The 19,775-nt window shown below is 44.2% G+C and carries 24 protein-coding genes; all 24 read right to left on the bottom strand.

The genetic code is table 11. The annotated features are described in order from the left end of the window. Nucleotides 1–11: 11 nt before the first annotated feature. Nucleotides 12–800, bottom strand: coding sequence for a flagellar biosynthetic protein FliR (gene fliR / locus RS891_RS11400; RefSeq protein WP_113052623.1), 789 nt, complete (start codon nucleotides 798–800; stop codon nucleotides 12–14). A gap of 10 nt (nucleotides 801–810) precedes the next feature. Continuing rightward, on the bottom strand, nucleotides 811–1,080 hold the full coding sequence (gene fliQ / locus RS891_RS11395; protein ID WP_024630226.1) for a flagellar biosynthesis protein FliQ: 270 nt from the start codon (nucleotides 1,078–1,080) through the stop codon (nucleotides 811–813). Between the two features lie 25 nt (nucleotides 1,081–1,105). Next, complete coding sequence (gene fliP, locus RS891_RS11390) at nucleotides 1,106–1,861, bottom strand: flagellar type III secretion system pore protein FliP (RefSeq protein ID WP_063566400.1); 756 nt, start codon at nucleotides 1,859–1,861, stop codon at nucleotides 1,106–1,108. Next, nucleotides 1,858–2,397 carry a flagellar biosynthetic protein FliO gene (locus RS891_RS11385; protein ID WP_397386944.1) on the bottom strand — a complete coding sequence of 180 codons (540 nt, stop codon included), beginning with the start codon at nucleotides 2,395–2,397 and terminating at the stop codon, nucleotides 1,858–1,860. The genes fliP and RS891_RS11385 overlap by 4 nt, the downstream gene beginning before the upstream one ends. Nucleotides 2,398–2,405: 8 nt before the next feature. Next, complete coding sequence (locus RS891_RS11380; RefSeq protein WP_017689175.1) at nucleotides 2,406–2,771, bottom strand: response regulator; 366 nt, start codon at nucleotides 2,769–2,771, stop codon at nucleotides 2,406–2,408. Between the two features lie 28 nt (nucleotides 2,772–2,799). After that, on the bottom strand, nucleotides 2,800–4,062 hold the full coding sequence (gene fliY / locus RS891_RS11375; RefSeq protein ID WP_113052625.1) for a flagellar motor switch phosphatase FliY: 1,263 nt from the start codon (nucleotides 4,060–4,062) through the stop codon (nucleotides 2,800–2,802). Beyond that, nucleotides 4,052–5,050: a flagellar motor switch protein FliM gene (gene fliM, locus RS891_RS11370; protein WP_024630222.1), complete on the bottom strand. Its 999-nt coding sequence runs from the start codon at nucleotides 5,048–5,050 to the stop codon at nucleotides 4,052–4,054. Before fliM ends, fliY begins: the two co-directional genes overlap by 11 nt. 39 nt (nucleotides 5,051–5,089) lie before the next feature. Further along, nucleotides 5,090–5,548, bottom strand: a complete 459-nt coding sequence (locus tag RS891_RS11365) for a flagellar basal body-associated FliL family protein (protein ID WP_113052626.1) — start codon at nucleotides 5,546–5,548, stop codon at nucleotides 5,090–5,092. After that, nucleotides 5,548–5,769: a flagellar FlbD family protein gene (locus tag RS891_RS11360; protein ID WP_024630220.1), complete on the bottom strand. Its 222-nt coding sequence runs from the start codon at nucleotides 5,767–5,769 to the stop codon at nucleotides 5,548–5,550. The genes RS891_RS11365 and RS891_RS11360 overlap by 1 nt, the downstream gene beginning before the upstream one ends. 65 nt (nucleotides 5,770–5,834) lie before the next feature. Beyond that, the gene (flgG, locus tag RS891_RS11355; protein ID WP_315795327.1) at nucleotides 5,835–6,650 is read right to left on the bottom strand and encodes a flagellar basal body rod protein FlgG; all 816 of its coding nucleotides are present in this window, start codon (nucleotides 6,648–6,650) and stop codon (nucleotides 5,835–5,837) included. Nucleotides 6,651–6,732: 82 nt separating this feature from the next. Further along, nucleotides 6,733–7,116 carry a TIGR02530 family flagellar biosynthesis protein gene (locus RS891_RS11350; RefSeq protein WP_113052627.1) on the bottom strand — a complete coding sequence of 128 codons (384 nt, stop codon included), beginning with the start codon at nucleotides 7,114–7,116 and terminating at the stop codon, nucleotides 6,733–6,735. Next, nucleotides 7,113–7,658, bottom strand: coding sequence for a flagellar hook capping FlgD N-terminal domain-containing protein (locus RS891_RS11345; RefSeq protein ID WP_113052628.1), 546 nt, complete (start codon nucleotides 7,656–7,658; stop codon nucleotides 7,113–7,115). Before RS891_RS11345 ends, RS891_RS11350 begins: the two co-directional genes overlap by 4 nt. A gap of 19 nt (nucleotides 7,659–7,677) precedes the next feature. Beyond that, the gene (locus RS891_RS11340) at nucleotides 7,678–9,054 is read right to left on the bottom strand and encodes a flagellar hook-length control protein FliK (RefSeq protein WP_315795326.1); all 1,377 of its coding nucleotides are present in this window, start codon (nucleotides 9,052–9,054) and stop codon (nucleotides 7,678–7,680) included. A gap of 42 nt (nucleotides 9,055–9,096) precedes the next feature. Further along, nucleotides 9,097–10,032, bottom strand: a complete 936-nt coding sequence (locus RS891_RS11335; RefSeq protein WP_113052630.1) for a MotE family protein — start codon at nucleotides 10,030–10,032, stop codon at nucleotides 9,097–9,099. Between the two features lie 42 nt (nucleotides 10,033–10,074). Continuing rightward, complete coding sequence (gene fliJ / locus RS891_RS11330; protein ID WP_072732398.1) at nucleotides 10,075–10,527, bottom strand: flagellar export protein FliJ; 453 nt, start codon at nucleotides 10,525–10,527, stop codon at nucleotides 10,075–10,077. Nucleotides 10,528–10,538: 11 nt separating this feature from the next. Further along, nucleotides 10,539–11,858 carry a flagellar protein export ATPase FliI gene (gene fliI, locus RS891_RS11325; protein ID WP_076289505.1) on the bottom strand — a complete coding sequence of 440 codons (1,320 nt, stop codon included), beginning with the start codon at nucleotides 11,856–11,858 and terminating at the stop codon, nucleotides 10,539–10,541. After that, on the bottom strand, nucleotides 11,845–12,705 hold the full coding sequence (locus RS891_RS11320) for a FliH/SctL family protein (RefSeq protein WP_113052632.1): 861 nt from the start codon (nucleotides 12,703–12,705) through the stop codon (nucleotides 11,845–11,847). The genes fliI and RS891_RS11320 overlap by 14 nt, the downstream gene beginning before the upstream one ends. After that, nucleotides 12,698–13,714 carry a flagellar motor switch protein FliG gene (fliG, locus tag RS891_RS11315; RefSeq protein ID WP_113052633.1) on the bottom strand — a complete coding sequence of 339 codons (1,017 nt, stop codon included), beginning with the start codon at nucleotides 13,712–13,714 and terminating at the stop codon, nucleotides 12,698–12,700. The genes RS891_RS11320 and fliG overlap by 8 nt, the downstream gene beginning before the upstream one ends. Before the next feature lie 11 nt (nucleotides 13,715–13,725). Further along, nucleotides 13,726–15,309: a flagellar basal-body MS-ring/collar protein FliF gene (gene fliF / locus RS891_RS11310; RefSeq protein ID WP_315795325.1), complete on the bottom strand. Its 1,584-nt coding sequence runs from the start codon at nucleotides 15,307–15,309 to the stop codon at nucleotides 13,726–13,728. 137 nt (nucleotides 15,310–15,446) lie between these two features. Then, entirely contained in the window at nucleotides 15,447–15,758 is a 312-nt protein-coding gene (gene fliE / locus RS891_RS11305) for a flagellar hook-basal body complex protein FliE (RefSeq protein ID WP_315795324.1), read from the bottom strand. A gap of 64 nt (nucleotides 15,759–15,822) precedes the next feature. Then, nucleotides 15,823–16,275, bottom strand: a complete 453-nt coding sequence (gene flgC, locus RS891_RS11300; protein WP_063566414.1) for a flagellar basal body rod protein FlgC — start codon at nucleotides 16,273–16,275, stop codon at nucleotides 15,823–15,825. Nucleotides 16,276–16,280: 5 nt separating this feature from the next. Then, nucleotides 16,281–16,688, bottom strand: coding sequence for a flagellar basal body rod protein FlgB (gene flgB, locus RS891_RS11295; protein WP_315795323.1), 408 nt, complete (start codon nucleotides 16,686–16,688; stop codon nucleotides 16,281–16,283). Nucleotides 16,689–17,675: 987 nt separating this feature from the next. Continuing rightward, nucleotides 17,676–19,076: an ATP-dependent protease ATPase subunit HslU gene (gene hslU / locus RS891_RS11290; protein WP_315795322.1), complete on the bottom strand. Its 1,401-nt coding sequence runs from the start codon at nucleotides 19,074–19,076 to the stop codon at nucleotides 17,676–17,678. A 143-nt stretch (nucleotides 19,077–19,219) separates the two neighbouring features. After that, complete coding sequence (gene hslV, locus RS891_RS11285) at nucleotides 19,220–19,762, bottom strand: ATP-dependent protease subunit HslV (RefSeq protein WP_024630205.1); 543 nt, start codon at nucleotides 19,760–19,762, stop codon at nucleotides 19,220–19,222. Between the last annotated feature and the right edge of the window lie 13 nt (nucleotides 19,763–19,775).

Here is a 19,775-nt window from a genome sequence, read left to right as displayed (position 1 = left end):
CTCCGTTTCACTCAGCCCGGCCTCTGTCCAATGGTCCCAAGCAAGTTTTCCATGGATCTGAACATTACTTCGAACAATTGACTAAACACAAAGGCAAAACTGGGAACCAGCAAAAGCAAAATAGCAAGTCCTACGAGTACCTTAAGTGGCATTCCGACAGCAAATACGTTGAATTGAGGAGCCGTCTTCGCCAAGAATCCCAATCCTACATCTGTCAAAAACAGAGCAACTACAATCGGCGCAGACATCTGAAAAGCCAACATAAATGATTGACCTAATGCACGCACCAAAAATTCAGCAATACTTCCATCTGCCAATCGTAGAAAGAATACATTCGATAACGGAATCCAGCGATAACTGTAAACAATGGCATCAAGCAGATAATGATGTCCGTTCATTGTCAGAAAGAGCAATACCGCAAAAGCATATTTGAAGTTACCTGTAAGCGGAGCAGATGCCCCTGTCATTGGATCGTATACGTTGGCCATACCAAAACCGATCTGAAGATCGATAAAGGTTCCTGCTGTCTGTACAGCCGTCATTAACAGGTATGCAACAAAGCCTAAGAGCAAGCCAATCAGTATCTCTCGGATAACCAACAGGATATAACTCAGATCTGTAGGAACAACCTGATCTATGCCGTATACCATATACACAGTAAAGGTTACAAATGCCGACAAACCAATTTTAAGAGAATTCGGCACATTCCGAGCCGAGAAGACCGGCGCAGTTACAAAAAATGATGCTATTCGACAAAACATAAGCAGAGCGACAGGAAAACTTTGCAACAATGTCTCCATCTGCAACAGCCTACCCTATGTATCTGTATAAATTGTCGAGAATGTTATACGTGAAATCGACCAGTATATTCAATATCCAAGGACCAAACAAAAGTACTGCCAGAAGTACAGCAATGATTTTAGGCACAAAGGCAAGGGTTTGCTCCTGAATTTGAGTGGTTGCCTGAAACACACTGATAATGAGTCCTACAACCAGAGCTAGAATAAGCATAGGTGCGCTAGCCAGCAGTGAAGTATAAACTGCTTTCCCGGCCAGACCGATAATAAACTCCGAAGTCATGACCGTCCTCCTTTAATATGCCGGCTCAAGTGTTAAAACTCAGCAACAGTGACTTCACGACCAGATACCAGCCATCGACAAGTACAAATAGCAATATTTTGAAAGGTAATGAGATCATGACAGGTGGAAGCATCATCATCCCCATAGCCATGAGTGTACTCGCAACTACAATGTCTATAACCAAGAATGGAATAAATATCATGAATCCCATCTGGAATGCTGTCTTCAACTCACTGATTGCATATGCCGGTACCATCACAGTAATCGGTATATCCTGGTATGTGCTTGGCTTTTCGGTTTGATTGTACTTCATAAACAGCAGCAGGTCTTTCTCCCTAGTGTGGGAGAACATAAACTTCTTCATGGGATCCGCAGCTTTTTCCAACGCTTCGGTTTGTGTTATGTCACCCTTGAGATAGGGCTGAAGCGCTACCTGATTGATGGATGACAATGTCGGTGACATGATAAACAGTGTTAGAAAAAGTGCCAAACCGACCAGCACCTGATTGGGTGGCATTTGCTGCGTACCCAAGGATGTCCGCACAAAACCGAGAACGATAACAATCCGGGTAAAGCTAGTCATTAGTACTAGCAAAGCTGGTGCTATACTAAGTACCGTGATCAGCAGGATAATGGACAGTGAACTCGTGCTTGGAGTGCCCCCATCCCCGTTTCCAATTTGAATATCAATATTCGGAATCGGTTCGGCAAAGGCAACAGTGACGGATGCCAGACTGATGAGTCCTATGAAAAAACACGCTAACCAAATCTTTTTCTTCATGAATCCCTCGACCGATCTGTAGTATTGTCTTCTTCCAGAACCTTCTCCATCTTCTCTTTACGGTTAGGCATCTGCCGAAGTTTAGATTCAAACAGTTCGTGAAAAGAGGTTGTATCCTCGAGTTCCATTTCCTGCGGCGGTTCATCTTTGCGTAATCGGGCTGCCAGCTTTGCAATGAGAGGCGAAAGGCTTCCCTGTTGTGCTGAAGCATCCCGTTCAAATGAATCAATGATTCGCTGTGCCTCTTCAAGATCCGAAACCTTATCCACCAGCTGTATGTCATCACCCACACCGAGTAGATAAACGCTACCGCCAATTTCTATAATTTGCAGCGACTTGTTTGGTCCCAGCCCGACTCCACCCAAAATACGAATTGTGCCGTTCCGGAACCATCGCTGATTCCGTTTGTTTAGAAAACGAATCAGATAGACTATAAGAACCAGAATGACGGCCAGGACAACAATCACCCATACAAGCTGAAAATAATAATTGACTCCCGTGCCAACATCATCTGGAATCTTATCCTGAGCCATCATCATGTCTCTTAAACGCCCAGCGTTTTGCTGATTGCTTCGATAACCCGGTCAGATTGGAACGGCTTCACAATGAAATCTTTAGCTCCAGCTTGGATTGCATCAATAACCATCGCTTGTTGACCCATAGCAGAGCACATAATCACTTTTGCGTTCGCATCAATTTTTTTAATTTCTTTCAAAGCTGCAATACCATCCATCTCAGGCATGGTAATATCCATTGTGATCAGATCAGGACGAAGCTCCTTAAACTTCTCAATTGCTTGTGATCCATCCTGTGCTTCGCCAACGACCTCGTATCCGTTTTTGGACAAAATGTCCCGGATCATCATTCTCATAAATGCAGCGTCGTCCACGACTAAAATTCGGTTTGCCATCTTGATTCAAGTCCTCCCTAAATTGTGCTTATTGTAATTTCTGAATTCGGTCCCATTGGCTTACGATATCTATAACACGAACACCAAAGTTTTCGTCGATTACGACAACCTCACCTTTGGCAATCAACTTGTTATTTACCAAAATGTCGACAGGTTCACCGGCCAGTTTGTCCAGCTCGACAATTGAACCTTGTGACAGTTCTAAAATATCCTTAATTTGCTTCTGGGTCCTTCCTAATTCTACGGTGACTTTAAGGGGAATGTCCATCAATAAATTCAAATTGTTTTCGTCTACCTGGCCGAAAGCCCCATTTTGCAAATTGGCGAATTGAACCGGTTGTACGTTTACATTCCTATTCGGCACACCGCCGTAATGCTGCGGTACACCATAAGGTTGCTGCGGAGGCATGCCATATGGCTGCTGTGGCGGCATTCCTTGCGGTATCCCCATCGGAGCCTGTCCATACCCATTATAATCTTGAACAGGCGGTTGCTGCGCCTGTGGCGGTATCTGTTGCTGAACCGGAGGTTGCTCAGGGACAACCGGTACTGCTGCCTGTACTGGCTCTGGTGTAGACGCAACTGGTGCACTAGCAGTAGACTCTTGAGCTCCTCCAATCAACATCTCTACCATTTCTTTGGCAAAATGTACTGGAAGCAGCTGCATGAGATTGGAATCAATCAGATCGCCAATCAACAGACGGAACGATACTTGAATCAATGTCTCATCTTCTGGAAGATTGCTGACTCCCTCACCACTTTCCATATTGAGAATATCAATTCCCGGAGGAGAAATATTCACGAAACGGTTAAAGATTGTGGACATGGAAGTAGCAGAGGAACCCATCATCTGATTCATCGCTTCCTGTACTGCACTGATATGGATTTCATTCAGTTCTTCATCAATCGGATTCCCTTCGCCACCAAGCATCAAATCGGCAATGACTTGAGCATCCCGTTTTTTGATAACTAGCGAGTTGATCCCTTCAAATCCATCCACATAATTCACATGAACTGCAACGTGAGGCTTAGGAAAGGCTTCATCAAACTGTGTCCGACTGATGATGGACACCTTAGGTGTTGTAATATCTACTTTTAGGCCCAATAGCGTAGACAAAGCTGTCGCCGCACTACCAAATGTAATGTTACCAATCTCCCCCAAGGCATCCTGTTCCAGCTCGGTCAAAAAATCATCAACTGTTTTCTCAGCCGGTTCCGAACTGTTCATCGATTCCGATTGTCTGAGCAAAGCATCGATTTCTTCTTGGGATAAATAATCCTTACTCGTCAAATTCTTCAACTCCTTCGGTGACAATCTTGTCTATTTGCACAGCCACACGATCCTTGATCGTTCCCGGGCTACCCATATACTTCAGCCTATCTCCAACTTTAATGGACAGTCCCTCATCAACAGGTTTGTTCAACGTAATGACATCGCCAACAGACAGACCCAAAAATTCAGCAATCGAAATCCTGGATTCTCCCAACTCCGCAACGACGGGCAATTTGGCTTTGTTCACACGCTCTTTGAGAGCATCATATTCTTCCGGAGCTCTGGTTTTTTTCTCCGAAACAAACCACTGATGGGTCGACAACCGGGACATAATAGGTTCAAGAACGACATGCGGAATACACAAATTGATCATGCCTGTGGTGTCACCGATTTTGGTACTCAGTGAGATCAAAGCGATAGTCTCATTGGGGGAAACAATCTGCATAAATTGCGGATTGGTCTCCAGCGCTTCCATCCTTGGAGAAATATCCAACACAGTCTTCCATGCTTCCTGCAAACTTTCAAACGCACGGCTGAAAATCCGCTCCATAATCGTTGTCTCAATTTCCGTCATCGATGCGATCTTTGTCGGTGCATTTCCTGTTCCGCCAAGCAGACGATCCAGCATTGCATAACCCACGTTGGGATGAACCTCCATTACCATCCGTCCCTGTAATGGCTCCGCCTCAAATATGTTCAATATCGTCATCTTCGGAATAGAACGGATAAACTCGTCATAAGGCAACTGTTCAACTTGAACGACATTGATCTGAACGAACGTCCGCAGTTGGGCTGAAAAATAAGTGGTGAGAAAGCGTGCAAAATTTTCGTGAATACGGGTCAAGCTTCGAATATGATCTTTGGAAAAACGAACCGCCCGCTTAAAATCGTACGATCTAATTTTCTTTTGAGTTTCTTCCTTTTTCAATTCCTCGGCATCCATTTCACCAGAGGAAAGGGCAGCTAATAGGGCGTCAATCTCATTTTGTGATAATACATCCACCATGTTCTCACCCCCTTACAGATTTACAGCGTGTCCTGTTCATTACATTGGCGCCATCACAAAAGAAGAAAAACTAGTGGTGGCCAGCTTACCTTCTGGTAAAGCTTCATTAATAAGCTCAGTCAATTTTTTGTTAAATTGAATGCGACCTTTCGCTGTAGCCAGTTCATTAGACTTGGTATCCGCAAAAGTCTGGATGATAATAGGTTTCACCGTGATTTCCTTGATTTTCTCAAAATCTTCTTTAGCCTTTTTGTCGGATAATTTGAAAGAAAAACTTACAACTACAATATGGTCTATATCAGCCAAATTAGTTTTAATTTCTCCAAGCTCTGAGGAAACTGCAACAATCTCATCCGCTGTCATCTTCTTTTCTGCAGCGGCTGCCGTATGTGTATCAATCTTATTCCCGTTCTGTCCTTGCATAAATACAAACACAACCACCACAATGAGTGTTATAGCTAGCAAGCTTGTTGCAAGCCAAGGCAACATCTTTTTCATCAGGACTCCTCCGTTTGCTGCACTTTAATAGTGGCTGCCTGAACCCCGATTTCACGGTTGTAATCTTTAATTTTGGAAATAACCTCATCGGCTTTCTCAAGCACAATAAGTCTCTTTCCGGTTACCAGAGTAATATACGTGTCTGGTGTCTCTTCCACAATTTCAACCATCAGCGCATTTAACCACATGGGAGAACCATTTAACCGCGTAACCGAAATCATGCTAAGCCCCCTTGATCAGAGTGGAGGAGCAAGCTCCCCCCGCATTTAAAATCACTAATCAGTTATTAACGTTTCAGGTTAACAACTTCCTGAAGCACTTCATCGGACGTTGTAATAATACGTGAGTTCGCCTGGAATCCACGCTGAGCAACGATCATCTCTGTGAATTCACCTGTAAGATCCACGTTGGACATTTCAAGTTGTCCTGCAATAACGGATCCTGTACCAAATTCAGTACTATTGGCAGTGACAATTTCAAATTCCCCATCAGCATTGGCATTTGCAGTAATGCGATACAAGTTTCCGCCGATTTTTTCCAAACCTTCCGGATTTGTCACTTTCCCTATGCCGAGTTGTGCTCCGGCTTCAGTTGTTCCATCATCCATCGTCTGGTTGATAATTCCATCTTGACCAATAGTGAAAGAAACGACTGCTTCGTCCAATGTGATAGGTTCTCCGCCACTATCAACAACGAACAGACCATCGGAAGTTACAAGGTTACGGTTAGCATCCACATGGAAATCTCCTGCCCGGGTTAAAAAAGGAACTTCTTGTTCACCACCAAGGGTCACCAGGAAGAAGCCATCACCATTGAGACGCAGGTCGGTTGGATTATTAGTTGTCATTGGGCTACCTGCAAGATGCAGGGTATCAATTGATCCTACCGATACACCCAAACCAATCTGCTTTGCATTTACACCACCATTTTCATCTCCAGGTGCTGTTACCCCCGCCGTTGTTTGGCTCATAATATCTTTGAACATGACACGGCTACCTTTAAAACCAACCGTATTCACGTTCGCAATATTATTACCGATTACATCAAGTTTCGTTTGAAAACCCCGCATCCCGGAAACGCCTGAGTACATTGATTTCAACATTTTTTAAAAATCCTCCCAGCCTTAGTTTGGTTACCGCGTCAGTCGGTCAGCGGCATTCCGGCTCCCGAGAAGGGCCAGCCGGTCAAGAAATGATTACAGCACTATCAATCTGGGTGAATACATTATCCTTCATGCTTTCACTATCCATGGCTGTAACGACAGTACGATTTTTGACATTAACGATAAAAGCCATATCTTTCATCAAAATCAAGGATTCCTTGGCTCCTTTGGCAGCAGCCTTATCCAGAGCAGTTCCAATCTGCTGCATCTGCTCCGTCTTGAGTTCAATACCGCGCTGTTCCAACCTTTTTGCAGCATGATTACTCAATTTCAGCAGGTTATCTTCCAATACCTGTGCAAAAGGGCGCTCAGGTACAGTGGATGCTTCTCCCGCTTTGGAGCGATTATGCAAATTGGGGGTAATTGGACCTGTGTACAGTTGGCCTACTGTTATGCGGTCACTCATAACGTGTTTCCGTTGTCTTCAGGCTGTGCTGATGCTTCTGGTTGCTGGTTTTCATTCGTTACAGCTGAATCTGCAGCGTCCTTAACTGGAGTTTCATTTTCCTCAGCCTGTGTTGGATTAGTTACTTGAATAATTTCATCCAGCTTGATTTCGTCATTGCCTACTTTTGCGTATTGAACACCATCTCGTACGATGATGGAATCCACAATACCCTGACGGAGGGTTCCGTTATCCTCTTTATTAGAAGAAAGCCAACTGATCTCGCGGCCAATCATGCCCGAAACTGTCCCAAGAGACTGATTTAAAGTCTTTAGCTGAGAAGAGATATTCACCAGTTGTTCTACCGAACTGAACTGAGCCATCTGAGCGATAAATTCCTTATCTTCCATTGGCTGCATCGGATCCTGATTTTGCAACTGAGTGATCAATATTTTAAGAAACTGATCCTTGCCCAGCTCTTTTGTTGCAGCGCTTGTTGTGGCTTTATTCGCTGCCGAATAGTTAGGCCAGGTATTATTGGTAGAAATCGCTTCATTAGCCATATTTTCACCTCATTTCTGTTTAAGCTTCTGCTGTAAACGTGTCTCTGCGCAGGTCGTTACCTTCCTCATGTTCACTGCGCCAGTTGCGCAATTCTTCCTGGAGTGTTGCTGTGCTTACAGCATCATCAGATTGTTCTTCACGTTCACGTGAGCGACGTTGCTGCTGAGAATTGCTTCCTGGCTGGCGTCCCCCATCCTGGTACATTTGTGAACCAAGTGAGCTGTTCTGAGTAACTTCAAGTCGTTCAACTTGAATGCCTTGAGCTTGAAGCGAGCTACGCAATTGCATCATTTGCTGTTCCAACATGTCTTTCGCCATCGTATGCTCGGTCATAAAACGAGCAACCAATTGCCCGTTTTGCAAAGTAATCTGCACATCCAGCTTACCCAGATGTTCTGGACGTAGTGAGATAGTCGCTTCCGAAAACCCCTTTTGTTGCACAATGTCCAACTTATTCACAACAAACTGTGTCATCTCTTTTGCAAACTGGGAAGCTTGCATGACAGGTTCAGCCGGTTTACCTGCTGATGTACCTGTTGAACGTAAGGACAACTCTCCTGCCGTAATGATACTTGAATGGTCCACTTCTCCTACTTCATTCGTTGTAGGTGCTGAATCCGTTTCAACTGAAACTTTAGGTCCAGTATTTGAAGCGGCCGAAACAAGAACTTGTGATGCCACTGAGTCTTGCTTGGACGTCTGATTTGTTGGAGCCATTTGCACAGCCTGAACCTTAGCCACTGCTAATGTTTCCAGAATGGATTTAAGTTCATTCCACCCTTTGTTAAGACTGGTGTCAACGCCAGCATCCTGCAGCTGACTTTGGAGAGATTGAAGCAGGTGCTTGAATTCTGGAGCATTCTTGACAACTGTACTATCCGGCTCATTCATACCCGCAATTAACTGTGTGAGCACATCCTGAATTACAAAGCGCATTGCTGCTGGGTGTTCAGCCAGATCAATTGCTGATGCTGCATTAGAAGTCTCTGAGCCAATTGCGGGCTCATCAGAACCTTCAGCTTGAATACCCGAATTAGCATCTAATTGAGCGTACATCTGCTGAATCAGACTTTGTAAATCCCCTAGCAGTGACGGATCATTTTCCAAAGCTTCATCTAGCGAATCCAAATCTGCGAATAACGAACTTAAGATATCGGTGATTGATGTTTGTTCCCCATCTTCACTAGATGCAAAGGTAAACACTAGTGGATTCGCTGCTAAGCTCCCTGCTGCAGCCGAGCTATTGTCCGTCGTTGCACCACCATTTAATGATTGGGCAAGAGTTTGCAAAAAATCACCACTTCCAGCAATTGCACCTTTGGATCCTGTTCCAGCTGTCTGCGCTGCTGTTGTCTTAGCGGATGATGTGGATGTCATTTGATATACAATCGACATTTGTTTTCACCTCCTCTCCGTACTAAACAGATGCTACTAATCTTACTTGTTACCCATTAATTTATTTAATATTTTTGCAGTTTCAACTGAATTTTCAGTTGACATATTTTCAAGCAATTGAGACCGTGTAGCATCGTCGACAGAATTTAAAATGGTCAAGGTTTTATCCGGGCTCAGCTTATATGTTTCGAGCAATAGTTTAGCCCCACTAGAGGCCGACATGGAAGCAAACGTTTGACTAAGCTGATTTTTATCCAAGTTTTTGGAGTTAGTTGTAGTCGCCGTAGATGTCGTTGCAGTCTCTTTCTTTAAGCGGGATTGCAGTGCATCCAGGGCCAGATCACCGGATGGTTTCGCATCCTTCATCATCATCGTGACATCAGCCGCTGTTTTCGGGTCCATCTTCTCCAATACCTTGGTTCGTGCAGCAGATTGCATCACACTAAGAAGCTGCACCATCTCTTCATTCGTCATATTTTGCAAAATCGGTGCGGCCTTACTGGGACTCATGTCCGCATACATCTTCGCCAAATCTTTAATTTGTTTCTGATAATCAGACTCGGTCTCTGGATTCTGCGCAGCGGTTTCAGCCGCTTTTTCCGCATCATCTAATTTCTTTTGCAAATCGCTTGATTTCTTTGCCTCTGCGGTCGTGGCATCCTTCGCTGCTTTGAGCTCTGTTTCTTTCTCATTTACTTGTGCCTTCAGCTTATCTATTGTCGCTTCTGCACTCTCGACCTGCTGCTCACTCTTCTCCAGTTTCTTTTTCTCTGGATCTAGCACTGGATCAGGTACCCATTCCTTTACGATAGGAATTTTATTAGCTACTTCAAGCAGGTTGTTGCGAATATCTACATTAAATAGAGTCAGCAAAACACCCAACAAAACCACAGTGAACACAATTGGTATTGAAATCATCAGAAACTTTTCCCAACCACCGCTCGACTCTTTTTCCATATCTGTGTCTTTAACAGCCATTGTTCTTTCCTCCTTCACGAGACAACTTCGCGTCCGGCCACATCAATTCGCGCGTCCGGCTTTGGCAGCGAAGCGTACAGTAGCCATCTCGTCCAGATCGTTCTGTTCCCGGAGGAGCATCTCCTGCTGAAATTTGATTTTGGCCTTGTCTCTCGCCCCAAGCCATACTTTTTCGTCCATCATTTTGCCGTTCAGAAACGTCTGATTCCGTTGCACATTGACTTCAGCATGTCTGACATCACTACTTTTGCGTGAAATGCACTCGTCAAGGTGATGTACATACCGCTGCATCTCTTGCAAGCTGGATACGGAAGCCGTGCTTTCCGTAGCGGATTGAATGACATCTATCAGTTCCTTTTTATCATTCAATAGTTGTAAAAGATGCTCTTCCTCAGTCTGAAGTTTCCCGATGGCTGTGGATAACATCCACTCCGCTTGCGTTTTTTCATTGCTTTTCAGGTCAACAACCTTCTGGAAATGATATCGAAATTTCATCGTCTACCCATTCATCTCCTTGCAAATTCAAGAATCAAACGTTCCTGCACTTCACTTAGCGTTACTTTTTCATCGACTTTCTGCCTGGTAAAGTCCCAGATACTATCAATCTGGTCTATCGATTCATCAATGGCAGCATTTGAACCTCTTTGATAAGCCCCAATGTTGATTAAATCCTCTGATTCCTTGTACACAGCCATCAGTCTCTTCATATTATTAACGGCTTCCAACTGCTCTTCAGGAGCAATATCCTTCATAACCCGACTAATGCTCGCAAGCACATCAATCGCAGGGAAGTGACCTTTGTTTGCTATGGAACGATTCAGTACAATATGACCATCCAGTATACCTCTCACCGCATCCGCAATCGGCTCGTTCATATCATCCCCGTCGACAAGGACGGTGTAAAAAGCAGTAATTGAACCTGTGGGTCCAGTCCCCGCTCGCTCAAGCAACTTGGGTAAACTCGCAAAAACAGAAGGAGTGTATCCTCTCATTGCAGGTGGTTCTCCTACCGCAAGTCCCACTTCCCTCTGTGCCATGGCATAACGTGTAACAGAGTCCATCATCAACATGACATTCATGCCTCTGTCTCTGAAATACTCCGCGATCGTAGTTGCGATAACCGCGCCTTTGATTCGAATCAGAGCAGGTTGATCAGAGGTAGCAACAATAACGACGGATCGTTCCAATCCTTCCGGACCCAGATCCCTTTCAATAAAGTCACGAACCTCACGGCCCCGCTCCCCTACCAAAGCAATTACATTAACGTCTGCTGCTGTATTGCGGGCGATCATGCCCATCAGTGTACTTTTACCAACACCCGATCCGGCAAATATACCGACCCTCTGTCCTTTACCAACCGTCAACAGACCGTCAATGGCTCTTACACCTACACTCATCGTTTCGAGTACCCGTGGACGGTCCATCGGATTCACTGGCGTATTAGATGTGGAGTACATTGGCATTCTGGAGGGTAACAAGGAACCGTCCAAAGGTTGCCCCAATCCATCTAACACCTTACCAAGCAATTCAGATCCAACCTGAACCCCAAGTGGTTTACCCGTTCCGACCACATCGCATCCAGGGCCAATGGATTGAAGTTCACCGAGTGGCATGAGCAATACTTTGTTATCCCGAAACCCGACAACCTCTGCCTGAAGTGGCTTGGCAGATTTCCCGGGGTAGATGTAACATACATCACCAATGCTAGCATCCGGGCCTTCAGACTCAACCATAAGACCAATGACCTGTGTGACCTTACCGTTAATTCGAACGGGGTCAAATTGCTTAAGATGTTCCATGTATCGCTGTGAGCTAAGAATCTTCATGTTGATTTTTTCGCCCCTCATCCTCAAGTGCTATGCGGATCAGTTCTTTTTTAATTTCAGCGAGTTGGGTATCAATTCTGGCATCTACACTTCCAAACGACGACCGTATAACACATCCCTTGTCTTTCACCGTAGCATCAGGCAAAATCTGCAATTCTGCCTGAGAGTCAATTGACATAGCCAACTCTTCACGTGCGGCCTGCACAAAAGCAAATTGATCAGGTGCCACACATAAGGTGATCATCCCCTGTTCACGTTTGCGAGACAAACTCTGACGAATCAGTTCGAGTGTGTGTTCTGGTTCAACAGAGAGTTGCTTGTCAATTACCTTCTCAGCGATACCACAGGCGAGATCCACAAGAAAAGGCTCTGCTTCCTGAATAATCTGATCTTTGGCAACGTAAGCTTCTTCAAGAACCCCGCGTGCTTCCTTCATCATCTCTTCGATCTTCACCTGGAGATCCAGTTCAGCCTGTACTTTGCCTTCTTCAAAACCCTGCTGGAAACCTTGTGAACGAAGCGCTTCAGTAAGATGTTCATCCTGCTGACGCTGTTCCTGCCACCAGCTATCAATCTGTTCACGGGCTTCTTGAAGCAATCGCTCCGCTTCCTCTGAAGCATCACGTACCTGCTTTTCTGCAAACTCCTTGGCATCCTCCAGCATCTCCGCGGTAAGACGTTGTGTTTCTTCGTCTACGCGTGCCTGAAGCATCTCAGCTTCAGAGCCTTCAGCACGTTCACCATCTAACTCCACATCAGACTCCGGTCCACCATAATGATGATGATTTTCGAGTCGTTTGCGGTCATCGACCGGTACATACTGGAAAGATTTAATCAAATTAGACAATGATATCATCTCCTCCACCGCGAGCGATAATGATCTCACCAGCTTCTTCCAATCTGCGGATCGTTCCTACGATACGAGTCTGAGCTTCCTCAACATCACGCAACCGAACGGGTCCCATGAATTCCATTTCTTCCTTGAATGTCTCGGCCATCCGTTTCGACATGTTCCGGAATATAGCATCCCGTACTTCTTCGCTTGCCACTTTGAGTGCCAACTGCAAATCTGCATTGTCGATATCCCGGATAATACGCTGGATCGAACGATCATCCACATTGACGATATCTTCGAATACAAACATGCGTTTTTTGATTTCTTCTGCAAGTTCCGGATCTTGAATTTCCAGTGAGTCGAGGATAGTACGTTCCGTACCACGGTCGACGCCATTCAAGATCTGAACGATGGATTCGATACCACCCGCATTTGTATAATCTTGTGTAACAGTAGAAGACAGTTTCTGTTCGAGCACCCGCTCCACTTGAGAAATGACTTCTGGAGAAGTACTGTCCATCACAGCAACTCGGCGTGCTACATCGGCCTGTTTCTCTTGTGGTAACGAGGACAAGATCGCCGCTGCCTGCTCAAATTGCAGATATGATAATACCAGAGCAATCGTTTGCGGGCTTTCGTTCTGAATAAAGTTCAATATTTGATTTGGATCTGCCTTACGCGCAAAGTCAAATGGTCTAACTTGTAGCGTAGCCGTCAAACGGTTAATAACTTCAAGTGCTTTTTGCGACCCAAGTGCTTTCTCCAGAATTTCTCTCGCGTACGTAATACCACCTTGAGAAATGTATTCCTGTGCAAGACAAATCTGATGAAACTCAGACATAATCATATCTTTTTCGGAAGCATCTACTTTGCGAACATTGGCAATTTCCAACGTCAGTTGTTCGATCTCTTCATCCCGCAAATGTTTGAAGATTTGCGCGGACACTTCCGGACCTAATGTAATCAACAAAATTGCTGCTTTTTGTCTTCCAGTCAGACCTTGACTGCTTGCCTTCGCCAATGCGTTCACCTCTATTCGTCAGCCAGCCACGTACGCAGCAGATTGACGAATTCGTCTGGCTTTTTCTTGGCCAAACTCTCCAATTGTTTGCGCACTTGACTTTCGTTCGTTACACTGTCCAACGTAATGGACGGAAACTCTGTTGCTACCGGAAGAGGAATATCCTCTTCTTCTATTTCGTTCTGTTTGCGACGACGGCGCACTAACAAAATAACAACCGTTGCAATCAATGCTGCCACCAATGCTCCGATGCCCCACATCATTCCGGTGGAAAGCTGGAACCCTGTATTTGTTGCCGCAGCAGTCTGGAAACCTTGAGACATTACCGAAACTTTTTTGGCCAAATCTGCGTCACTTATTACAGTGCCTGAGTCCGCCAGTGATGCACGAACAATGTTAACCAAAATATTTTCAATCGCATCCTGAACCGGTGCTTGTAATTCTGTTTGTCCTGCCGGTGGTTCAACCGCGACGTTAATGGTTAAATCTTTTACAGTATATGGACTGGAAACGATATCTTTAACAATTCGGTTGACATCGTAGTTTTTGGTGCTGGATGTTTCCTCCGAGCTTGAGTTTCCCGATGCATCCGATGATGGATAACCCGGAACTTCCTCTTGACCTGTGCCAGCAACACCACCTGTCGGATTGCTTGCCCCCGTATAGCTCTTTTGAATCTCTTGAACACTGATCTCGATGCCTTTCATATTATCTACATCGACCGGTGTGACTAGGTTTTCTTTACGAGTTTCCTTGTCAAAATTAAGCTTGGAAGCAACCAGAACGTTGACATTCTCGTCACCCACAATCTGGGAAAGAAATTGTTTCACATTATTGCGAACATCATTTTCGAATTTCTTCTGTAACGCCATATTTTCTTGGACTTCAGAAGATAATCCCCCGCTACCACCTCGGGCGGTCGGAATCAGTTCCGCTTCATCTGTGTTCGTAATCGTTATGTTTTCAATAGGTAGATTGGGAATGGCTGTTTTGACCAAATTAAAATATCCATCTACCGCAGCTTGATTGGGGTGATAACCCGGTTTAAACTGCAGGGCCACTGATGCTGATGCTTTATCCTGCTCTTCTAGGCCAGCAAAGATATTATCTTTTGGCATATTGACCAATACTTTAGCATCCTGTATGCCTTGCATTCGTTGAAGCAACTGCTCCACTTCTCCGTTCAATGCGTTGTTATACTTCACATCGAACTCTTTATCCGTCATCCCGATTGGAGATGATGACTCCTCAAATGACTTATACCCTAATGAACCATTCTGAATAATTCCTTGTGATCCGATATTTACTTTAGCAATAGCTACATCCGTGCTCGGTACAGATATGGTCTTGCCATCTGAACTTAATTTGTATGGAATACTCGATGAATCCAGATAATTAATGACGCCTGCAGAGTCACTTGCATTCAAATCCGTGAAAGCAACTTCATATTCCGTCTTTGACAATTGCATGGTTAGTACAACTGCAGCCAAAATTAAAAACAGGAAGGTGGAAATAAATAATACTTTTTGCTTTTTGCTAAAACTATTCCAATACTGGGATGCCTTATCTCTGTATTGGGCAATTCTCTCATTCACTCTGTCACCCCATCCGAAACTTTGCTTGGTCTGTCCTTCCGCAATCTCTATAGGTTCTAAAGTTTAACGGTCAGGAGCAGCATCGCAGCTGCTTGTTGTAATAATCAGCGCTGTTGTCGAAGCGCATTTAAGCCATTTTATAATTGCGTACGCATAATCTCCTGATATGCTTCGACTACTTTGTTTCGGACTTGAGTCGTAAGTTGCAGACTCAACAGGGCCTGTTCTGAAGCGATCATCACCTGATCAACGTTCACTTTCCCAACCAGGAATTGGTTTGACATTTCATGCGCTTGGGTCTCCTGTGCAGCTACAGACCCTAGCGCATCCTGTAGGTATGTACCGAAGCTCTGAATGGTTTCGGCTGGTGTAGATGGTTTAGCTTGTGCCGTACTTTGCATCTGAAGCGGTTGAATCCCCTGTGTGCTAAACATGTTGTTCTGAATCATTAATGTCCCTCCCATTCATTTCAGTTCTTTGGTTTTTTGGATATTTCCACCTTTAAGCCATTACCTAGGCTCTTCCAATCTCCAATGCCTTGGATATCATTGCTTTGGTTGAGTTCAAAGCTGTGACGTTTGCTTCATATGAGCGTGAAGCCGAGATCATGTCCACCATTTCTTTCGCGATATCCACATTAGGCATGTACACATACCCCTCAGCGTTGGCATCTGGATGTGTAGGGTCGTAGACTGGCTTCAGAGGCGACTGATCTTCACGAATCTCCGATACTCTAACTCCCTCTCCAGACCCACTGCTTTTCATTTGATTTTGAAGCAAGCTGTTGAAGGAAGTTTTGTTTGGTTCAAGCACAACCATCTTGCGCTTGTAAGGAACCGCCTCGCCGTTGGTTACACTCGCGCGCGTCGTCTCCGCGTTGGCAATGTTGGATGATATAACATCCATCCGCAAACGCTGAGCTGTTAGAGCCGATGCACTGATACTGAAACTGTTACTGATGTTCACCTAAGTTATCTCCCTTCGACTCCAACACGCATCATTTTGATTTGTTCATTCACTTGCTGAATATAAGCGTTGTAACGCAGCTGGTTCTCCGCCAGAAGACTCATTTCTTTGTCTACATCGACGTTATTCTGGTTGTTATTCATGGATGTTGACTGGTCCATATTAACTACAGGTGTAGGTATGGAAGAGGAAGGACCTATGACAAAATGCCTTGAATCCGTTACTTTCCCTTTAAGAACAGGCATATCTCCACTCATTTGTTCCTGGAGCATTTCTTCAAAAGCAACGTCCGAACGCTTGAAATACGGGGTGTCCGCATTCGCAATGTTGTCAGCAATTGTTCGTTGTCTAATGTTGGAGGCATCGAGTGCACCTTGCAGCCTTTGAAAACTAATATCATTCAAAAGATTCATAATCGCCCTCCTCTCTTTAGAAATTATGGAAATAGATTCAATCTTTTTCCGTGGGATGCTTATGCTTTTTCGACAAAAAACATTCACTTTCACACGGTTTTCTAGGACTTAAGTAGAATTAACTCTGATGTTGTCGTATAACATAAGTTTCTTCGAGATTGGGATATATTACAATAAGAAAAAAGCCCTATCTTTTCTGAAAGACAGAGCTTTTTGTGTATTTTCTGCAAATTATGAATTTTTTCGTAAATGTTGGGGCCCAAAACAAAAATAAGCTTAAGTGCTCGGGTTGAGCTCTTAAACATTCTTAAAATTTATACTATGCGTTAACTCGTTTGAGCACATCATAATAATACAAACAAGGAAGCTATCGAAAAGCTTCAAACGATTTTCCACTAGAAATATTTACCGATATAATAAGCTTTCTTATAATTTTTAATAGAATCTTCTCTATTCTATAAAATTGCTAATTGACAAGATATCCATTTCGGATTACTTGTTTCAGCTTAATATCTAAAACACTTTTTTAACATTTAAACAGAGCAAGCTCATTTATATTACACAAGAATAATTTGTCACATCCGCAATACCATCTCATTCACTTTTTTGCGCATTTATGCAAATCTTTCTCGAGCTTCTGATTAAACCGATAACCAGACTTGGAAAAACAAAATCCTATTATTGGAATTTATAGAAGTATCAAATATGAGTTGTAAACACATCTTTAGGGTCTAAATACATTATATCTGCGGCACAAGTCCTAGATAATCTTTCGTCTTATACAACTCCATCTCTTTTATCGGTTACAATACGACATTATATTAGGTTAAACAAAAATAAACGGCATACAGATGGATTGAATAAAGTCTACTACAGTTAGAACCAGGACCGCATATCCCATTTCCGTGTAGTCGTCTGATCTTTATTCATCCATTGTATGCCGTCATCCATTCTTCAAACACGCTCTGACAGAGCATTGCACCTATGTTACAAGATATATTGACTTAAATCACGATCTAATGCAATATCATTCAATTTCTCACGTACATATTCCGGAGTGATAACCATACGCTCTAGCGTAAGCTCTGGCGCTTCAAAAGACAGATCCTCCAGAAGTTTTTCCAGAATGGTATGCAGGCGCCGTGCACCGATATTTTCGGTATTCTGATTCACGGACTCAGCCAGCTTCGCAATTTCACGGATGGCATCATCCGAGAACTCTATCTCAATATTCTCCGTACGCAGCAAATCCACATATTGCTTGGTTAACGCATTTTTAGGTTCAGTGAGGATCGATACAAATTCATCAAGCGTCAGGCTGTTCAGTTCTACACGGATTGGGAAACGCCCCTGGAGCTCTGGAATGAGATCTGAGGGTTTTGCTACGTGAAATGCGCCAGCTGCCATAAACAGGATGTAATCCGTTTTGACAGGGCCATACTTGGTCATTACCGTAGATCCTTCCACGATTGGGAGAATATCACGCTGTACCCCTTCACGGGATACGTCTGGACCGCTACCGCGTCCTTGACTGGCCACTTTATCAATTTCGTCAATGAATATGATACCTGTTTGTTCCGCCCGGCGAATGGACTCCTGAGTAACATCATCCATATCAATCAACTTGCCCGCTTCTTCCTGAATTAGCACTTTGCGAGCTTCCTTAATTGCCAGTTTACGTTTTTTGGTACGACGAGGTAATAAACTGCCAAACATCTCCTGCATATTCATACCCATCTGATCATTTCCTTGACCAGCAAACATGTCCATCATGTTAGGTGTGGTATCTTCCACATCAATCTCGATAACGTCATTTTCCAGTTTACCAGATAACAAATCAAATTTGATTTTACGTCGCCGTTCAGCTACTCCCGTATCTGGTTCTTGCTCATCGGTTTCTGGCGCGTTGTTGCCATTATTACCAAAAATCATTTCAAACGGATTCCGCTGATTTTTGGATTTGGATTGTGAAGGGGCCAAAATATGTACAATCCGCTCATTAGCAGCCTCTTCCGCTTTGTCCTTGACCTTTTCTGTACGTTCCAGTTTGACCATCCGCAGTGATGTTTCAATCAGATCACGAATCATAGATTCCACGTCACGGCCAACATAACCCACTTCCGTGAACTTCGTAGCCTCCACCTTTACAAATGGGGCTCCTACCAACTTAGCCAGTCGACGTGCAATCTCTGTTTTACCAACACCAGTAGGTCCAATCATCAGAATATTTTTAGGTACAATATCATCTTGGGTATGTTCGGGCAAAAGGCTACGGCGATAGCGATTGCGAAGGGCGACCGCTACCGATTTTTTAGCCTGTTTTTGACCTACAATGTACTTATCAAGCTCTGCAACGATTTGTCTTGGCGTTAACGCTTGAGTATCCATATAGCTTCCCTCCTACCAATATGCGAACCTTGTTTATCAGATAGATAAAAACATTATAGATCTTACTTACAAGGACAAAGAATCTCCACGAAGTAACTGGAGCCGATTTAATCATCATGCCCCATCACGGGAGATTGCTTTCCTTACAACTCTTCAACAATAATATTATTGTTGGTATATACACATAACTCTGAAGCAATCTGGAGTGATTCACGAGCAATGTCTTTTGCTTCCAGATCCACCGCATGACGTTTTAACGCACGCGCAGCAGATAAAGCGAAGTTGCCTCCCGAACCAATGGCAATCACGTCATCATCTGGTTCAATTATTTCGCCACCACCGGAAATGAGTAACATCCCGGTTTTATCCATAACAATAAGGAGCGCCTCCAGCTTGCGCAAAATTCGATCCTGGCGCCAATCCTTGGCAAGCTCTACCGCTGCGCGCTGCAGATTACCATGGTGCTCCTCCAGTTTGCCTTCGAATTTCTCAAACAAGGTAATGGCATCCGCCACGGAACCGGCAAAACCAGCCACAACCTGCCCACGATATAAACGTCTTACCTTTTTGGCTGTATTTTTCATCACAACGCTTTGTCCCATGGTCACCTGACCATCACCGGCAATGGCTGCTTTACCATTATGACGAACTGCACAGATCGTTGTAGCATGAAATGACATATCCATGATATCAGCCTCC

This window comes from Paenibacillus sp. BIC5C1, assembly GCF_032399705.1.
Lineage (GTDB): Bacteria > Bacillota > Bacilli > Paenibacillales > Paenibacillaceae > Paenibacillus > Paenibacillus taichungensis_A.
The sequence above is the reverse complement of the archived record's forward strand: the minus strand, read 5'-3'. Positions and strand labels throughout refer to the sequence as shown.

Excerpts from the sequence above, each read along its gene's own strand:
- fliI (WP_076289505.1), bottom strand. The coding sequence starts at position 11,858 with ATGAAGATTCTTAGCTCACAGCGATACATGGAACATCTTAAGCAATTT.
- fliR (WP_113052623.1), bottom strand. The coding sequence starts at position 800 with ATGGAGACATTGTTGCAAAGTTTTCCTGTCGCTCTGCTTATGTTTTGT.
- RS891_RS11345 (WP_113052628.1), bottom strand. The coding sequence starts at position 7,658 with ATGGCTAATGAAGCGATTTCTACCAATAATACCTGGCCTAACTATTCG.
- flgB (WP_315795323.1), bottom strand. The coding sequence starts at position 16,688 with ATGAATCTTTTGAATGATATTAGTTTTCAAAGGCTGCAAGGTGCACTC.
- RS891_RS11380 (WP_017689175.1), bottom strand. The coding sequence starts at position 2,771 with ATGGCAAACCGAATTTTAGTCGTGGACGACGCTGCATTTATGAGAATG.
- fliQ (WP_024630226.1), bottom strand. The coding sequence starts at position 1,080 with ATGACTTCGGAGTTTATTATCGGTCTGGCCGGGAAAGCAGTTTATACT.
- fliE (WP_315795324.1), bottom strand. The coding sequence starts at position 15,758 with ATGATTCAGAACAACATGTTTAGCACACAGGGGATTCAACCGCTTCAG.
- fliJ (WP_072732398.1), bottom strand. The coding sequence starts at position 10,527 with ATGAAATTTCGATATCATTTCCAGAAGGTTGTTGACCTGAAAAGCAAT.
- RS891_RS11385 (WP_397386944.1), bottom strand. The coding sequence starts at position 2,397 with ATGATGGCTCAGGATAAGATTCCAGATGATGTTGGCACGGGAGTCAAT.
- RS891_RS11340 (WP_315795326.1), bottom strand. The coding sequence starts at position 9,054 with ATGTCGATTGTATATCAAATGACATCCACATCATCCGCTAAGACAACA.
- RS891_RS11365 (WP_113052626.1), bottom strand. The coding sequence starts at position 5,548 with ATGAAAAAGATGTTGCCTTGGCTTGCAACAAGCTTGCTAGCTATAACA.
- hslV (WP_024630205.1), bottom strand. The coding sequence starts at position 19,762 with ATGGATATGTCATTTCATGCTACAACGATCTGTGCAGTTCGTCATAAT.
- RS891_RS11335 (WP_113052630.1), bottom strand. The coding sequence starts at position 10,032 with ATGGCTGTTAAAGACACAGATATGGAAAAAGAGTCGAGCGGTGGTTGG.
- fliP (WP_063566400.1), bottom strand. The coding sequence starts at position 1,861 with ATGAAGAAAAAGATTTGGTTAGCGTGTTTTTTCATAGGACTCATCAGT.
- hslU (WP_315795322.1), bottom strand. The coding sequence starts at position 19,076 with ATGGATACTCAAGCGTTAACGCCAAGACAAATCGTTGCAGAGCTTGAT.
- RS891_RS11350 (WP_113052627.1), bottom strand. The coding sequence starts at position 7,116 with ATGAGTGACCGCATAACAGTAGGCCAACTGTACACAGGTCCAATTACC.
- flgG (WP_315795327.1), bottom strand. The coding sequence starts at position 6,650 with ATGTTGAAATCAATGTACTCAGGCGTTTCCGGGATGCGGGGTTTTCAA.
- fliM (WP_024630222.1), bottom strand. The coding sequence starts at position 5,050 with ATGGTGGATGTATTATCACAAAATGAGATTGACGCCCTATTAGCTGCC.
- RS891_RS11360 (WP_024630220.1), bottom strand. The coding sequence starts at position 5,769 with ATGATTTCGGTTACGCGGTTAAATGGTTCTCCCATGTGGTTAAATGCG.